Here is a 14,682-nt window from a genome sequence, read left to right on the forward strand (position 1 = left end):
ACAGAACGACATGGCTACGATCCGACTTGCCGACGCCGGCGGCCAGCGCCAGGACCAGCGGGTTGTCCGACCACGGGCTCACGACCACCGGCGCGACGGCGCGGCCGTGCCGGGCGGCCAGCGGCGCCGCCCCGGTGCCGTAGACCGCCCGCCGGCGCAGCCACGCCCCGGTGGCCGAGGGGTGCTCGTGGTCCACGCGGGCGGCCGGCTCGTAGCGCACCCGCCAGCCGGCCGCGGCCAGCCGCCACACCAGGTCGACGTCCTCGGCCACCCGCATGCCGGCGTCGAAGCCCTCCCCCAGCGCCGCCCGCCGGACCAGCAGCGCCGCGCTGGGCAGGTAGGACAGGCCCGACAGCGGCGCGACCGGCCCGGGGTCCGGGCCCATGTCCAGGGCGCTGACCGCCGTCTCGTAGGCGGTCACCCACCCGGGGTCGGCGGCCGGCAGGGCGGTGATCCGCGGGGCGACGACGGCCAGCCGCGGGTCGGCGAGGTGGGGGAGCAGCGTCGCCAGCCAGCCGGGCCGGGGCACGCAGTCGGAGTCGAGGAAGGCGACGGCGTCGGTCGTCGCGGCGCGCAGCCCGGTGTTCCGCGCGGCGGCGGGCCCGAGCGAGCGGTCGTGCCGCAGCACCTCGGCCCCGCCCGCGGCGGCCGCCGCCGCCGTCGCGGCGGTGTCGGCCGAGCCGTCGTCGACGACGAGCACGCGCACGGCGGCGGTGTCCGGGTCGGCGCGCAGGGCGGCCAGCAGGCGGGCGACGGCGGCGGCGCGGTCTACGACGGGGACGTCGACGGTGACGCCGTCCGGGCCGGGTGCGGGGCCGGCGGGCTCGGGGACGGCGACCCCGGCGACCTGCACCCGCGCCGCGAGCGCCGCCGACGCCGGGCCGGTGACGACGAGGCGGTCGCCGGCGAGCAGGTCGCGGGCCCGCGGCGCCAGGCGCAGCAGCCGCAGCGGCGAGCCGCCCAGCAGCGCCGCGCCGTCCTCCAGCCGGCGGGTGCGCGGGTCCAGCCGCACCGCCCAGCCGTCGGGCAGCCGGGCGTCCGGTGGCGGCGGGAGGCTCACCCGGCCAGCACGTCGTCGGTGGTGGTGACCTCGACCAGCGGCGCGTAGAGGCCCATGAGGTCCAGCGCCTTCCGGTGGTCGTCGTCGGTGCTGCCGGCGCAGGCGTCGGCGACCACGCGCACCGGCACGCCGGCGTCGGCGGCGGGCAGCACCGTGGAGACGACGCAGCAGTCGGTGGCCACACCGGCCACGGTCAGCGGCCCGGCGCCGACCACCTCCGCCAGCTCCGGGCCCCACTTGCCGAAGGTGGTCGCGGTGAGCACCCGGGCCGGGCCGGGGTCCTCGACCAGGTCCCACAGCGGGGCGTCGGGCGGCTGCAGCGCGAACGGGAACCGCTCGTAGTAGTCGACCCAGGCGCCGGCGGGCTCCCGCGGCGCCACGAACCGGGTGAGGACGACGCGGTCGCCGAAGGCGGCCACCAGGCGCCGGATGCGCGGGCGCACCTCCTCGTAGCGGGGCGCCGCCCACGGGGAGCCGGGGTCGGCGAACACCCGCTGCGGGTCGACGACGACCAGCCAGCCGGAGGGGTGCGTCACGGCCGGACCCTAACCGCCCGCGGCGCGGTGGCCAGGTTTGGTCAGGCTAGCCTTACCCGGACCGACCGAAGGAGACCGTCCATGTCCCGTCCCCTGACCCGGCGCGCCGCCCTGGCCGCGGCCGCACTCACCACCGCCGCGGCGCTGGCCGCCTGCGGCTCCGACGACGGGGGCTCGACGGCGGACTCCTCGGCGTCCTCCCCCGCGGCCGGTGGTGACGGCGCCTTCCCCGTCACCGTCAGCACCGCCTTCGGCGACGTCGAGATCGAGGAGGAGCCGCAGCGCGTGGTGGCCCTCGGCTGGTCCGACGCGGAGACGGCGCTGGCGCTGGGCGTGCAGCCGGTCGGCGCGAGCGACTGGCTCGGCTTCGGCGGCGAGGGCGTCGGCCCGTGGGCCGAGGGGCTCTACGACGAGGCGCCGGAGATCATCGAGACGCTCGAGCCCAGCCTCGAGGCGATCGCCGCGCTGGAGCCCGACCTCATCCTCGACACCCGCTCCGACGGCACCCGGGAGCGCTACGACTCCCTCAGCGCGATCGCGCCGACCATCGGGATCCCCGAGGGCGCCGAGCAGTACGTGACCACCTGGCAGCAGCAGCTCGAGCTGGTCGGGCAGGCGCTCGGGAGGAGCGACGAGGCCGCGCAGCTGCAGAGCGACCTCGAGCAGCGCTTCGCCGACGCCGCCGCGGCCAACCCGGCGTTCGACGGCACCGAGGTCGCCGTCGGCGCGTACACCTCCGAGGGCTTCGGCGCCTACGTCCGCGGCGACACCCGCGTCGACTTCATGGAGGCGCTGGGCTTCGCCAACAAGCCGGCGATCCAGGACCTCGCCACGGAGAGCTTCTTCGTCCCGGTCTCCGACGAGCAGGTCTCGCTGCTCGACGCGCCGCTGACCGTCGTCTTCCCGATCTTCGTCGACCCGGCGCAGATCACCTCGAACCCGCTGTGGCAGACGCTGCCGTCGGTGCAGCAGGGCAACGCCGTCGTGCTCGAGGACGAGACGCTGGTGAGCGCCTTCTCCAGCGGCTCGGTCCTCGGCACCCGGTACGCCCTCGAGAACGCGGTGCCGCTGTTCGCGGAGACGCTGCAGGGCTGACCGGCTCAGTACGCAGGAGGCCGTCCCGGCACCGCCGGGGCGGCCTCCTGCGTCCGCACCGCACCCCGGCGCAGCGCGAGCGTGCCGAGCAGCCCCACGAGGAAGGCGGCCAGCACGCCGAGGTTGGCGAAGGCCCAGTCGCCCTCGCGGCCGCCGAGCCCGAGCGGGCCGAGCAGGTAGCCCTGCCAGTCCAGCCAGCCGGCGTAGGTGTTGGTGACCAGCCCCCAGCCGAGCACGGTGCCCACCGCGAGCAGCACCAGCGGCACCGGCGGGAGGGCGCCGTAGCGGCCGCGCGCGTCGTAGAGGTCGGGCTCGGCGTAGTCGCGGCGGCGCAGCGCGAGGTCGCCGAGGAAGATCCCGCACCAGGCGGCGATCGGCACGCCGAGGGTGATGAGGAAGCCCTGGAACTGGACCGAGAAGCTGGCGTCGGCCAGGAACACGACCCAGATCGCCCCCAGCACCATGAGCGTGCCGTCGATGCCGGCGGCGACCGGGCGGGGCACCCGCACGCCGGCGGCCAGCAGCGACAGCCCCGACGAGTAGATGTCCAGGAGCGCGCCGCCGACCAGGCCGAGCACCGCGACGACGACGAACGGCACGAGGAACCAGGTCGGCAGGATCGCGCCGAGCGCGCCGATCGGGTCGGCGCCGATCGCGCCCGACAGCTCCGGGTCCGAGGCGGCCAGCAGCAGGCCGGTGCCCAGCAGGACCACGGGGGCCAGCGCGCCGCCGAACGTCGTCCAGCCCACGACGCCGCCGGTCGACGCCGTCCGCGGCAGGTAGCGCGAGTAGTCGGCGGCGGCGTTCACCCAGCCGAAGCCGTAGCCGGTCATCGCCAGCACGAGCGCGCCGACGACGGCCGCCGTCGAGCCGCCCGGCACCGCGGTCACCGCCGACCAGTCGACGTCGTCGGCCACCAGCACCACGTAGACGACGGTCAGCACGCCGCTGACGACCGTGATGACGGCCTGCATGCGCATGATCGCGTCGAAGCCGAGCACGCCGCCGGCCACGACCAGCGCGGCGACGACGAGCAGCGCGACCACCTGGGTCGCCGTCCCGCCGCTCCACCCCAGCTGCTCGAACACCGTCGCCGTCGCGAGGGTGGCCAGGCTGACCAGCACCGTCTCCCAGCCGACGGTGAGGACCCAGGACAGCGCGGCGGGGACCCGGTTGCCGTGCACGCCGAACGCGGCGCGGCTGAGCACGAGGGTGGGCGCCGAGCCGCGCTTGCCGGCGATCGCGACGAGCCCGCAGAGCAGGAACGAGACGACGATGCCGACGGTCCCGGCGACCAGCGCCTGCCCGGCGGAGATGCCGAAGCCGAGCAGGAACGAGCCGTAGGCCAGGCCCAGGACGCTCACGTTGGCGCCGAACCACGGCCAGAACAGCTGGCGCGGGCGGCCGCGGCGCTCCTCCTCGGCGATGACGTTGATGCCGTTGGTCTCGACGGCGCCGCGCCCCGCGGTCACCTCCGCGCCCCGGTCGACGGCCGGCTGCTGGGTCATCGGCGGCTCCTCCCCGTGTCGTGTCCCCGCCATCCTGGCGCGCCGGGGGGACAGCGGCCCGCGGGACTAGTGCAGCCGCCCGTCGTCGCCCACGTCCCAGCGGGCCACCGCCGCCGCGAGGCGGACCGCCAGGCCGGCCAGCAGGCGGGAACCCTCCTCCGCCGAGGCGCCGGCCGGGTCACCGAGCACGCCGGTGGGGCTCACCCCGCGCACGCCCTCGGCGCGCAGCCGGGGCAGCAGCTCGCCGATCGGGGTCGTCACGCCGGCGACCAGGGCACCGGACCGCACCGACGCCGGTTCCACGTGCAACAGCAGCGAGGTCTCGGTGCGCCCGGCGTGCGCGTCGCCACCCGGGACGCCGCAGGGGAACCAGGCGGCGTCGCGGCCCTCGGCGCGCAGCAGCGGCACGGCCCGGCGCAGCGCGTCGAGGTTGCCGCCGTGCCCGTTGACGACGAGCAGCCGGCCGGCCCAGCGGCAGGCCGAGCGGCCGTACTCGACCAGCAGGGTGGTCAGCGCCTCCGTGCCGATGGAGACGGTGCCGGGGAAGCCCTCGTGCTCGCCGCTGGCGCCGTAGGGCAGGGCGGGGGCCAGCACGCCGTCGAGGTCCGCGGCCCGCGCCACCGCCCCGGCCACGACCGTGTCCGTGGCGAACGGCAGGGCGGGCCCGTGCTGCTCGACCGAGCCGAGCGGGACGACCAGCAGCGGGCGCTCGGGCAGCTCCGGCCACGCGGCGCCGACCAGGTCGGGCACCGGGTCAGCCTAGGCAGATCCCCCGCGGCCGGGCGGGTCAGGCGGGGACGGCCTCGGTGTCCACGGGCAGCCGCCACGGCCGGACGACGAGCAGCAGCACCGCGATCGCCACGACCAGCGCGGCCAGGACGACGACGCCCATGGCGACCGCGTCGTTGCCGAGCACGCCGACCAGCGGCGCCACCGCCGCGCCGACGCCGAACTGCACCGCGCCGAGGAGCGCCGCCGCGGTGCCGGCCGCCTCGCCGTGGCGGGCCAGCGCGAGCGCCGGGGCGTTGGGCAGCGCCAGGCCGGAGGCGAACAGCACCGCCCACAGCGGCAGCGCGATCCCCCACAGGCCGCCGGTGCCCGTGCCCGCGAGCACGACCAGCACCGCGCCCGCGAGCGCGCCGACGACGACGCCGGCCACGAGCACCTGCGCCGGGGAGAACCAGCGCAGCACCACCGGGTTGAGCTGGGTGGCGGCGATCAGCCAGACCGCGCCGGCACCGAAGAGCAGGCCGAACTGCTGCTCGTCCAGGCCGAACTGGTCCTGGAAGACGAACGAGGAACCCGACACGTAGCTGAACAGCCCGGCCATCGTCAGGCCGGCGACCAGCACCAGGCCGACGTAGGCCCGGTCGCGCAGCAGCTCGCGGTAGCCGCGCAGCGTCCCGGCGACGCCGCTGCTGCGCCGCCGCTCGGCCGGCAGCGTCTCGCGCACGGCGAACCAGCCGACGGCCAGCAGCGCCAGGCCGTAGACGGCGAGCAGCAGGAACACACCGCGCCACGAGGTGACCCGGAGGACCTCCCCGCCCACCGTCGGCGCGAGCACCGGCGCCGCGCCGAGGACGAGGAACAGCCGGGAGAGCATGGTGGCCGCGGCCCGCCCCTCGAACAGGTCCCGCACGACCGCGAGCGCGATGACCGCGCCGGCCGCCGTCCCCACGCCCTGCAGGAAGCGCAGCGCGCCGAGCACCGCGATGGACGGCGCGACGAGCACCAGCAGCGAGGCGACGACGTGCAGCGCCGTCCCGGCCAGCAGCGGACGGCGGCGGCCCAGGGCGTCCGACAGCGGCCCGAGCACCAGCTGGCCCAGCGCGAGGCCCACCAGCGTGCCGGTGAGGGTCAGCTGCACCGTGGCCGAACTGGTCCGCAGGTCGTCGGCGATGGTGGGCAGCGCCGGGAGGTACATGTCCACGGTGAGCGGCCCGAGGGCCACGAAGGCGCCGAGGGTGAGCGCGGTGCGGGCGGTCCCGGGCCGGTCGGGGGTCGTGGCCGGCACGGTCGCCGGCCGGTCCTGGATCGTCGTCACGACGTTGCGCAAGGCAACCGGCTGCCGGTCCATTCCGGGACGCCGGGGTGTCGCCCGTGTCGCGCGGCCGATCCGGGGAAGGGCAGGGGCATGACCACCGACTCGCAGGACGCCATCGCCAAGGTCGCCGGGCTCATCAAGGGGCAGAGGTTCGGCTTCCTCACCACGACCATGCCCGACGGCCGGCTGACCAGCCGGCCCATGGCGCTGCAGGAGGTCGAGTTCGACGGCGACCTCTGGTTCTTCGCCGAGCACGACGCCCCCTGGCTCGGCCACGTCCAGGCCTCGCCGCAGGTCAACGTCGGCGTCGGCTCGGGCGGCACCTGGGTGTCGCTGACCGGGACCGCGCGCGTCGTCGACGACGTCGCGAAGAAGAAGGAGCTGTGGAACAGCGGCGTCGAGGCGTGGCTGCCGCAGGGGCCCGAGGACCCCTCCGTCGTCCTGGTGAAGGTCGACGGCGACACCGCCGAGTACTGGGACAGCCCCGGCAACCGGCTGGCGACGGCGCTGAGCTTCGTCAAGGCCAAGGCCACCGGCTCCCGGCCCGACACCGGCGAGAAGGACGTCGTCGACCTGCCCTGATGCAGGACCCCCTCGCCCCCGGCCCACGCTCCGCGCGGGCCGGGACCCTGCGAGGGGGCCAGGGGCACCCAGCGGACTCCCAGGCAGGTCACCGGGCCCGGTCAGGGACGGCGGTCAGCCTGGGGGCACGTCACCCGGAGGTGCCCCGTGCTCACGCTCGCCCTGCTCGTCGCCCTGTTCCTGACCATGACCCTGGCCGACCTCGCGCCCGGCCTGCTCCCCGACGGGCCCGGACCCGCCGGGGTCGCCCCGATCCGCTGAGACCTCAGCCCGGTTGCAGCCCGGCCAGCGGGGACTCGTCGCAGGCCTTGGCCGGGACGGCGGGCATGCCCAGCAGCGTGGGCTGGCCGCGGACCGGGCCGGTGTGCGAGTGGTCGAGGTGGCTCCTGGGCGTGACCAGGTCGAGGTCGCGGGCGGCCAGCGCGGTCTCGCCGTACCCCTGCACGCACTCGGGGTCCGGGCCGTCCAGCGGCAGGCCGGTGAAGAACTTGGCCGCCATGCAGCCGCCGCGGCAGGCGTCGAAGTGCGCGCACCTGGTGCAGGCGCCGCCGGTCTGCGGGCTGCGCAGCTCGGCGAACAGCTCGGACTGCTGCCAGACCCGCTGGAAGCCGCCCTCGCCCCGGACGTTGCCGGCGAGGAACTGCTCGTGGATGGCGAACGGGCAGGCGTAGACGTCGCCGACCGGGTCGATCAGGCACACCACCCGCCCGGCGCCGCACAGGTTCAGCCCCGGCAGGGCCTCGCCGTAGGCGGACAGGTGGAAGAACGAGTCGCCGGTGAGCACCCGGTCGCCGTTGGCCAGCAGCCAGGCGTAGAGCTCGCGCTGCTGGGCCTGGGTGGGGTGCAGCTGGTCCCAGACGTCGGCGCCGCGGCCCGACGGGCGCAGCCGGGTGATCCGCAGCTGGGCGCCGTAGCGGTCGGTGAGCGCCCTGAACTCGTCGAGCTGGGAGACGTTCTCCCGCGTCACGACGACGGAGACCTTGAAGTCCTCCATCCCGGCCTCGGCCAGGTTCTCCAACGCGCGCACGGCGGTGGCGAACGAGCCGGTGCCGCGGACCCGGTCGTTGACCTCCGCGGTGGCGCCGTCGAGGGAGATCTGCACGTCGACGTAGTCGGTGGCCGCCAGCTGCTCGGCGCGTGCCCTGTCCAGCTTCACGCCGTTGGTGGAGAACTTGACCCCGACGTCGTGGCCGATGGCGTAGTCCAGCAGGTGCCAGAAGTCCGGCCGCACGGTCGGCTCGCCGCCGCCGACGTTGACGTAGAAGACCTGCATCCGCTGCAGCTCGTCGATCACCGCCTCGGCCTCGGCGGTCGTGAGCTCCCGGGGGTCGCGCCGCCCCGAGGAGGACAGGCAGTGCACGCACGCCAGGTTGCAGGCGTAGGTGAGCTCCCAGGTCAGGCAGATCGGGGCGTCCAGGCCGTACTCGAACTGGTCGACCAGGCGCCCACCGGTGGGGCGGGTGGCCGGCGCTGCGGGCCGCTGGGGGACGACGGCGGTCATGCGCGCACCTCGATCATCTGGGAACGGGCGAGGTCGGCCAGCGCCTTCACGTAGGCGGGTCGCTGGGCCTCGGGGACGCCGCACGCCACGAGGGCGGCGTCGGCGCTGGGGTGGTCGGCGAGGGTCTCCACCACGCTGACCAGCGTCTTCGACTTGAGGAAGGACAGCTTCCGGTTGCCGAAGTGGTACACCAGCGCCCCGAACGGCTCCGGCCGCAGCGCCACCGACCGGGCGCGCCGCCAGGGTCGGGCCGGGTCGAAGGCGTCCGCGGCCGGAGCGGCGGGGATCACGGGACCGGTCGGCTCAGTAGACGCCGCACATGCCGTCGATGGAGACCTCCTCGACGAGGGACTCCTCGACCAGCGCCTCCTCGGCTCCCGCCTCGCGAGTGGCCGCCTGGGCCACGTCCTGGGTCTCGGTCTGGGCGGTCGTCTCGGGCATGCGGAGCCTCCGGAGGACGGCGGGACGGGATGCGGGGGACGTTAGAGACACCGGGTGCCACCGGCAAGCGAGGGGGTGGGCCGCCGGCCGGCGAGGGGCTGACCGGCGCGGCCGGGTGGGACAGGATGGGCGCGTGAGCCCGCCGACGATCACCGCCGTCCCGCCGGCCGTGGGCGACGGCCTCGGCAGCACCCACGCCCGGATCGAGCGTGCGGCCCTGGAGCTGTTCACCGCCGAGGGCTTCGAGCAGGTGACCATCGAGGAGATCGCCGCCGCCGCGGGCACCAGCCGGCGCACCTTCTTCCGCCACGTGGGCGGCAAGGCCGACGCCGTGTGGGGCGACTTCGCCGGCCACGTGTCCCGGCTGGCCGCCCTGCTGGACGCCGCCGGCGACGACGTCCCGGTGCTGCCCGCCGTGTTCGGCGCCTACGTCGAGGTCAACGACTACGCCGAGGCCGACCTCCCGGTGCTGCGCCAGCGGATGCGGCTGATCCTCACCGAGCCGGCGCTGCTGGCGCACTCGCAGCTGCGCTACGCCGAGGTCGACGAGGCGGTGGCGCGCTACGTCGCCCGCCGCCGCGGCCAGGACCCCGCCGACCTGCTCCCCCGCCTGGTCGCCACCGCGACCCGCGCGGCGGCCACCACCGCGTTCGAGGTGTGGCTGACCGGCGGCGACGGCTCCCTCGCCGAGGTGCTGCGCACGGCGTTCGCCCAGCTGGCGGAGGGCTTCCCCGACCTGCGCTGAGAGGCGTCAGAGCGCGGCGCGCAGACCCTCGAGCAGGCGGTCGACGTCGGCGTCGTCGCTGTAGGGCGCCAGCCCGACCCGCAGGCCACCGGCGTCGCCCAGCCCCAGCCGCCGGGACGCCTCGATCGCGTAGAAGTTCCCCGCCGGGGCGTTCACCCGCCGCTCGGCCAGCGCGCGGGAGACCTCGGCGGCCGGCCGGTCGGCGAAGGTGAGCAGCAGGGTCGGCGTCCGGTGCCGGGCGCGGGACCACAGCGTGACGCCCGGCAGCTCCGCGATCCCCTCCTCGATCCGCTCGCGCAGCCGGTCCTCGTGCGCCTCGACGGCGGCCATACCGGCGGTCAGCCGGGCGCGCCGGTCGCCCCCGGGGCCGCCCAGGGCGGCGAGGTAGTCGACGGCCGCGGTGGTCCCGGCCAGCAGCTCGTAGGGCAGCGTGCCGAGCTCGAACCGCTCCGGGACGGCGTCGGTCGAGGGGAGGAGCTTGTCCGGGTGCAGCGTCTCCAGCAGCGCCGGCGCGGCGGTGACGCAGCCCAGGTGCGGGCCGAGGAACTTGTACGGCGAGCAGGCGTAGAGGTCGGCGCCGAGCGCGGCGACGTCGACCGGCGCGTGCGCGGTGAGGTGCACGCCGTCGACGTAGGCGAGCGCCCCGGCGTCGTGGGCCAGCGCGGTGAGCGCCGCGACGTCGGGCCGGGTGCCGATGAGGTTCGAGGCGCCGGTGACCGCGACCAGGCGGGTGCGGTCCGACAGCACCGCGCGCAGCGCCCCGGCGGTCAGCTCGCCGGTGTCCGGGTCCAGGTCGGCCCAGCGGACGGTGGCCCCGCGGGCGGCGGCGGCCTGCACCCACGGCCGGACGTTGGCGTCGTGGTCCAGGCGGGTGACGACGACCTCGTCGCCGGGGCCCCAGGAGGCGGCCAGCGTGCGGGAGAGGTCGTAGGTCAGCTGGGTCATCGAGCGGCCGAAGACGACGCCGCCCGGGTCCCCGCCCACCAGGTCCGCGACGGCGGCGCGGGCGGCCAGGACGACGTCGTCGGCGTTGCGCTCGGCCTCGGTCAGCCGGCCGCGGTTGGCGATCGGGGAGCCGAGGGTGGCCGCCACGGCGTGCGCGACCTGGCGCGGCACCTGCGAGCCGCCCGGCCCGTCGAAGTGGGCGGCCCCGGCACGCAGGGCCGGGAAGTCCGCGCGGACGGCGGCGACGTCGTAGGCGGTGCTCGCGGCTGAGGTCACCCCCGCAGCATGCCCGCCACGGCCGCCGCTCCCGCGACGGGACCGGCGATCCCGTCGCTCACGGGCTCGTGGCGCGGCCCCGCACAGGGCGGCTCGCGCCACCCACCGGCGGGCCGCCGGGTGGCGGTCCTCCCGACGCCGCGATGCGGTCCAGCTCCTCGACGTCCGCGGGGCCGAGTGCCACGTCGCCCGCCGCGAGGAGGTCCTCCAGCTCGTCGACCGAGGTGGCGCTCGGGACGACCAGCACGTTCGGGGAACGGGCCAGCAGCCACGCGATGGCCACCTGCACGGGGGCCACCCCGAACCGCCGGGCGACGGCGTCCAGGGCCGCCGCCTGCGCCGGGCCCATCTCCCCCACCGGGAAGAACGACGTGTAGGAGACCCCCTCCAGCGCGGTGTAGGCGATCCCGTCCCGGGCCAGGTCCTCGACCAGGGCGTCGTCGGTGCGGTGGATCAGGTTGTAGTGGTTCTGCACGCAGGCCAGCGGCGCGATGCCCCGGGCCTCGGCGACCTGCCGGGTGGTGACGTGGCTGATGCCGAGCTCACGGACCAGCCCCTCCTGCCGCAGCCGGTCCAGCGCCTCGAGCGGCTCCCCGAGCGGGCGCTCCGCGGGTTCACCGAGGCCCGGCATCCGCAGGTTGGCGACGTGCAGCGCGTCGAGCCCGAGGTGCTCGAGGTCCTCCTCCACCGACCGGCGCAGTTCGCCCGGCGTCAGCGCCTCGTCCCAGCCGCCGTCCGGCGTCCGGCGGGCGCCGACCCTGGTGGCGATGACCAGGTCCTCGGGGTAGGGGTGCAACGCCTCGCGGATCAGGTCGTTCACCACGTGCGGCCCGTAGAGGCCGCTGGTGTCGACGTGGTCGACACCCCGTTCGACGGCCCGGCGCAGGACGGCGAGCGCCCTGCCCCGATCGGCCGGGGGGCCGGTGACCCGTGGCCCGGTGAGCTTCATGCCGCCGAACCCCACGCGGTGCACCGCCCGGCCCCCGAGGAGGACCCGTCCGGCCCTCGTCGTGGTGGTCCTCATGCCCCGCGAAGCTAGGGTCGGCCGGACGCCGGCCGACCCGGCCCGAGGGCGCCGCCCGGCGCGTCCGTCACGGGTCGTGGAACGGGATCGGGCGTGTCGTGGACCGCTCCGAGCGTGTCACTGGCGTGTCACCGGCGTGTCGGCGCGAGGCCGGCGCACGGGGACCGCCGCGTCGGGGCGGTGCGAGACTCCCCGGGTGACCACCTCGCTGACGCACTCGGACTCGGTCGTCGTCGCCGCCTCCCCGGAGGAGGTCTACGACCTGGTCAGCGACGTGACCCGCACCGGCGAGTGGAGCCCGGTCTGCGCCGCCTGCTGGTGGGACGAGGGCGCGACGGGCGCGGTGGGCGACTGGTTCACCGGCCGCAACGTCACCCCGGAGCGCACCTGGGAGAGCCGCAGCCAGGTGGTGGCGGCCGACCGCGGCCGGGAGTTCGCCTGGCTCGTCGGCGGCCGGTTGGTCCGCTGGGGCTACCTGATGGAGCCGGTCGACGGCGGCACCCGGCTGACCGAGACGTGGGAGTTCCTGCCCGCCGGTCAGGAGTTCTTCGCGGAGCGCTACGGCGAGGACGCGCAGCGCCAGATCGAGCAGCGCACCCGCGCCGCGCACGAGGGCATCCCCGCGACGCTGGCCGCCATCAAGCGGATCGCGGAGCACGCCTGATCCGGTGCCCTCCCGCGGGAGGGCACCGGACCGAGCGCGTCAGTCGGGGCAGAGCGACGTCCCGTACCGGCAGGCCACGACGTCGGGCGTGTCCACGGGACGTCCGGCGTCGACGGCGTGCGCCAGCCGGATGAAGCCCGCGTGGCTCCAGGACAGCGGCGTCGCGGAGAACGTCGGCTCCCCCGGCACGAACTCCGTCCCCTCCGCCGACGGCGGCTGGTCGTCCCACACCTGCTCGGCGAGGAAGGAGGAGGCGTCGTCGGCCGAGCGGGCCATCGTGTCCAGCCGCTCCTGGGCACTCGCGGCGGCGTCGCCACCGAGAGCCAGCTCGTACTCCCCCCGCTCACCGGTGAGCAGCGGCCAACCACGGCCGATCGTCTCCCGCGAACCCGGGTCCACCGACTCCCACTGGGTGCCGTCGGCCTTCTCCCCGTACCCGTCGAAGCTCGACCGGTGCCAGAACCGGCCGTTGGCCGTGTCGTAGGCCAGCTGCTCGTCGATCAGCCGCAGGGTGTTCGCCACGACCGGGTCGTCGGCCGGCACGATGCCCAGCCGGACCAGGTCGAGGAAGCTCGGGTCGAGCACCTCCCGCTGGTCGACCAGCGGGCCGCCGTCGGCGATCTGGATCTGCGTGCCGGCGTCGGCGTCCCCGTCGGCGGTGATGCGGAGGTAGTACGGCTCGGGCGACAGCGGGCCGGTGGTCGTCACCGTCCACTCCGCCAGACCGGCCCGCCACCCGTCGGCCGTGGCCAGGTAGGTGTCGGCGCGGGCGTCGTCGCCGTTGCCGCGGGCGATCTCGGCCGCGGTCACCAGGCCGGCGATCTCGGCCGCGATGGTGTTCGGCGACCACCCGCTCAGGTTCTCCCACCGCTCCTGCTCGGTGGCCGGCCCCTCGGCCACCAGGAAGTCCGCCGAGAGCCGCACCCGCTCCCAGTCCTCCGGGCCCGTCCGGCCGAGCTGCCAGGCGAGCACGATCGGCAGGGCGACCTCGTCCATCTGCAGCCCGCCGAAGACCGCCTCGCCGTCGAGGCGCGCGTTCTGCGGGAACGACCCGTCGGGACGCTGCTGCACCGTCCACAGGTGGTCCAGGGCGCGCTCGGCGGCCGCCTCGTCGCCCATCGCGATCAGGGCGGTCGCGTGCTGGTACAGGTCGCGGGACCAGACCTCGTGGTAGACGGGGAAGTGCTGCAGCTCGTCCGCCCAGGCCCACGGCTTGCCCGGGGAGGCGATGAACCCGCCGCGGAAGGTCTTGTCCTCGCTGGCCGCGACGACCATGGCGGACACGTCGTACTCCGTGCGCCACCGCTCGGCGCTGGCCGGCACGGGCGCCAGGCCGTCGAGGTAGTCGTGCCAGCCTGCGGTGTAGGCGGCCAGGGCGTCGTCGAAGCCGCGGTCCAGCGCCCGGTCGGCGGCCTGCGCGGCGTCGTCCTCCGTCGTCCCGAAGCCGAGCGACAGGGTGAGTCGCTGCCCGCCGCCGGTGCCGGTGAGGCCGGTGCGGCCGATCTGCACCACGTTGCCGGGGGTCGGCGCGTCCCACCTGTCGTCGAGGACGAAGTCGTCGCGCAGGTCCGACCAGCCGTCGCTGCGCTCGAGGTAGCCGCTGGAGGTGTCGGTGAGGCCGCCCGAGACGGTGACGGCGCTGCTCAGCGCGCCGTCGGTCGCCAGCAGCCGCCCGTCGGCGGAGCGGCCGGTGTCGTCGTTGGCGTTCAGGCCCAGGCCCACGTCGTGGAGCAGGTAGACCTGGTACGGCTGACCGTCCAGGGACTCGAAGCGCACGTCGACGAGCACCGCGGACCGATCGGGGTCGGTGGTGTAGGTCTTGGTGATCCGGTAGCGGCCGCTCTGCGCGGTGTTGACCTGGCGGTAGACCAGGGCCCGCGGGTCGACCAGCTCGACGACGGAGTCGGTGGCCTCGTCCTCCCGCTCGGCGAAGGTGGCGCCGTCGGTGACGACGAACTGGGTGTCCCGGGAGCTCGGCGTGTCGATCCGCGGGGCGTAGACCTCGCTGAGCGTGCCGTCGTTCAGCGTGTACCAGACCGTGCTGTCGAGGGCGCCGATCGCCGTCCCGAAGCCGTCCTTGTCCCCCGGCGACCAGGTCGCCGCCTCCCCGGGGTACCCGGGCGCCGCGTCCGCCGCCTGCGCCGACGCGGGGACGACCACACCCAGCACGAGGACGCCGGCGACCACTGCGCCGCCGACCACCGGCCGCCTCCCGGACCCCCTCGGCCGTGCCGCTCCGCGGAGGCGCCTGCGGCGCGGCG

The 14,682-nt window shown here is 76.0% G+C and carries 15 protein-coding genes; 4 read left to right on the forward strand and 11 right to left on the reverse strand.

The window, feature by feature from the left end; translation table 11 throughout:
- Positions 1 to 1,060: mycofactocin biosynthesis glycosyltransferase MftF (gene mftF, locus ACFO3M_RS17475; protein WP_387991621.1), on the reverse strand; the 1,060-nt coding region annotated here is incomplete at its 3' end.
- A complete protein-coding gene (locus ACFO3M_RS17480) occupies positions 1,057 to 1,596 on the reverse strand; it encodes a cysteine hydrolase family protein (protein WP_387991624.1) in 540 nt (179 codons plus the stop codon). The genes ACFO3M_RS17480 and mftF, both read right to left, overlap by 4 nt.
- An 81-nt stretch (positions 1,597 to 1,677) precedes the next feature.
- Here ACFO3M_RS17480 and ACFO3M_RS17485 point away from each other — a divergent pair, with 81 nt between their 5' ends.
- On the forward strand, positions 1,678 to 2,691 hold the full coding sequence (locus ACFO3M_RS17485) for an iron-siderophore ABC transporter substrate-binding protein (RefSeq protein ID WP_387991627.1): 1,014 nt from the start codon (positions 1,678 to 1,680) through the stop codon (positions 2,689 to 2,691).
- 5 nt (positions 2,692 to 2,696) lie between these two features.
- Here the strand turns inward: ACFO3M_RS17485 and ACFO3M_RS17490 are convergent, their stop codons facing one another.
- From ACFO3M_RS17490 to ACFO3M_RS17500, 3 genes are all read right to left on the reverse strand, one after another.
- Positions 2,697 to 4,199 (reverse strand): purine-cytosine permease family protein, encoded by a 1,503-nt coding sequence (locus ACFO3M_RS17490; protein ID WP_387991630.1) that lies wholly within the window; start codon positions 4,197 to 4,199, stop codon positions 2,697 to 2,699.
- Positions 4,200 to 4,265: 66 nt separating this feature from the next.
- On the reverse strand, positions 4,266 to 4,949 hold the full coding sequence (gene mftE / locus ACFO3M_RS17495; RefSeq protein ID WP_387991633.1) for a mycofactocin biosynthesis peptidyl-dipeptidase MftE: 684 nt from the start codon (positions 4,947 to 4,949) through the stop codon (positions 4,266 to 4,268).
- A gap of 37 nt (positions 4,950 to 4,986) precedes the next feature.
- On the reverse strand, positions 4,987 to 6,243 hold the full coding sequence (locus tag ACFO3M_RS17500; protein WP_387991636.1) for a multidrug effflux MFS transporter: 1,257 nt from the start codon (positions 6,241 to 6,243) through the stop codon (positions 4,987 to 4,989).
- A 90-nt stretch (positions 6,244 to 6,333) separates the two neighbouring features.
- Here ACFO3M_RS17500 and ACFO3M_RS17505 point away from each other — a divergent pair, with 90 nt between their 5' ends.
- Positions 6,334 to 6,825: a pyridoxamine 5'-phosphate oxidase family protein gene (locus tag ACFO3M_RS17505; protein ID WP_387991639.1), complete on the forward strand. Its 492-nt coding sequence runs from the start codon at positions 6,334 to 6,336 to the stop codon at positions 6,823 to 6,825.
- Between the two features lie 265 nt (positions 6,826 to 7,090).
- Here the strand turns inward: ACFO3M_RS17505 and mftC are convergent, their stop codons facing one another.
- From mftC to mftA, 3 genes are read right to left on the reverse strand one after another with little or no spacing between them, the layout of a single operon-like run.
- Positions 7,091 to 8,326 (reverse strand): mycofactocin radical SAM maturase, encoded by a 1,236-nt coding sequence (mftC, locus tag ACFO3M_RS17510; RefSeq protein WP_387991642.1) that lies wholly within the window; start codon positions 8,324 to 8,326, stop codon positions 7,091 to 7,093.
- Complete coding sequence (gene mftB / locus ACFO3M_RS17515) at positions 8,323 to 8,616, reverse strand: mycofactocin biosynthesis chaperone MftB (protein ID WP_387991645.1); 294 nt, start codon at positions 8,614 to 8,616, stop codon at positions 8,323 to 8,325. The genes mftC and mftB overlap by 4 nt, the downstream gene beginning before the upstream one ends.
- Before the next feature lie 13 nt (positions 8,617 to 8,629).
- Positions 8,630 to 8,767 carry a mycofactocin precursor MftA gene (gene mftA, locus ACFO3M_RS17520; RefSeq protein WP_387991648.1) on the reverse strand — a complete coding sequence of 46 codons (138 nt, stop codon included), beginning with the start codon at positions 8,765 to 8,767 and terminating at the stop codon, positions 8,630 to 8,632.
- 133 nt (positions 8,768 to 8,900) lie between these two features.
- Between mftA and mftR the strand changes: the two genes are divergently transcribed.
- Positions 8,901 to 9,512: a mycofactocin system transcriptional regulator gene (gene mftR, locus ACFO3M_RS17525; RefSeq protein ID WP_387991651.1), complete on the forward strand. Its 612-nt coding sequence runs from the start codon at positions 8,901 to 8,903 to the stop codon at positions 9,510 to 9,512.
- A 6-nt stretch (positions 9,513 to 9,518) separates the two neighbouring features.
- On the opposite strand, the gene ACFO3M_RS17530 is transcribed toward mftR, so the two are convergent.
- Complete coding sequence (locus ACFO3M_RS17530; protein WP_387991654.1) at positions 9,519 to 10,733, reverse strand: cysteine desulfurase-like protein; 1,215 nt, start codon at positions 10,731 to 10,733, stop codon at positions 9,519 to 9,521.
- 58 nt (positions 10,734 to 10,791) lie between these two features.
- A complete protein-coding gene (locus tag ACFO3M_RS17535; protein WP_387991657.1) occupies positions 10,792 to 11,757 on the reverse strand; it encodes an oxidoreductase in 966 nt (321 codons plus the stop codon).
- 196 nt (positions 11,758 to 11,953) lie between these two features.
- Between ACFO3M_RS17535 and ACFO3M_RS17540 the strand changes: the two genes are divergently transcribed.
- Positions 11,954 to 12,421: an SRPBCC family protein gene (locus ACFO3M_RS17540; protein WP_387991660.1), complete on the forward strand. Its 468-nt coding sequence runs from the start codon at positions 11,954 to 11,956 to the stop codon at positions 12,419 to 12,421.
- 39 nt (positions 12,422 to 12,460) lie between these two features.
- Here the strand turns inward: ACFO3M_RS17540 and ACFO3M_RS17545 are convergent, their stop codons facing one another.
- The gene (locus ACFO3M_RS17545) at positions 12,461 to 14,623 is read right to left on the reverse strand and encodes a glycoside hydrolase family 15 protein (RefSeq protein ID WP_387991663.1); all 2,163 of its coding nucleotides are present in this window, start codon (positions 14,621 to 14,623) and stop codon (positions 12,461 to 12,463) included.
- Positions 14,624 to 14,682 lie beyond the last annotated feature (59 nt).

The sequence above is a fragment of the Geodermatophilus arenarius genome (assembly GCF_042654585.1).
GTDB classification, from domain to species: domain Bacteria; phylum Actinomycetota; class Actinomycetes; order Mycobacteriales; family Geodermatophilaceae; genus Geodermatophilus; species Geodermatophilus arenarius.